This window comes from Anoxybacillus sp. CHMUD (genome assembly GCF_013096965.1).
GTDB classification, from domain to species: domain Bacteria; phylum Bacillota; class Bacilli; order Bacillales; family Anoxybacillaceae; genus Anoxybacillus; species Anoxybacillus kestanbolensis_A.
Genome location: NZ_SDLG01000072.1, coordinates 1 through 456, shown reverse-complemented (window position 1 = coordinate 456; position 456 = coordinate 1). Strand labels below are relative to the sequence as shown.

Here is a 456-nt window from a genome sequence, read left to right as displayed (position 1 = left end):
CCCTTCGGACGAAGAAATTTCTCTGAAAGGGAAAAACAGTTCCCCTTCTGATAAAGAAATTTCTTTGAAAGGGAAAAACTATGAAAACGCCCGTCCGTCGCGGCCGGGCGATCATCATGCAAACAAAAAGGCGGTGAATAGCCAGCAGGATCGCAACGACAACAAAGATCGCCACAAGCTGGCGAACGTTCACCGCCAACCGAAAAGCATAGATTCCAAAATGAAAAAAGTCGAGTGATGACGCTCGGCTTTATTCTGTTTTTCGGCCTGCCAGCTGGCTTTGGGCTTGAGCAACAAGCCGTTTTGTAATTTCCCCGCCGACGGAACCGTTGGCGCGCGAAACAGTGCCAGCCCCGAGCTGTACGCCAAATTCTTGAGCGATTTCGTATTTAATTTGTTCCAATGCTTGTTCAATGCCTGGAACAAGCAGTTTGTTGCTTCCACGTGCCATCATTC

Annotated in this window: 1 protein-coding gene and 1 pseudogene; one reads left to right on the top strand and one right to left on the bottom strand. The window is 48.7% G+C overall.

What is annotated here, in order from left to right:
* A pseudogene (locus tag ETB99_RS14655) lies at positions 1 to 238 on the top strand (anti-sigma factor domain-containing protein); the annotation flags it as partial.
* Between the two features lie 12 nt (positions 239 to 250).
* Here the strand turns inward: ETB99_RS14655 and ETB99_RS14650 are convergent.
* Positions 251 to 451 carry an alpha/beta-type small acid-soluble spore protein gene (locus tag ETB99_RS14650; protein WP_029760354.1) on the bottom strand — a complete coding sequence of 67 codons (201 nt, stop codon included), beginning with the start codon at positions 449 to 451 and terminating at the stop codon, positions 251 to 253.
* Between the last annotated feature and the right edge of the window lie 5 nt (positions 452 to 456).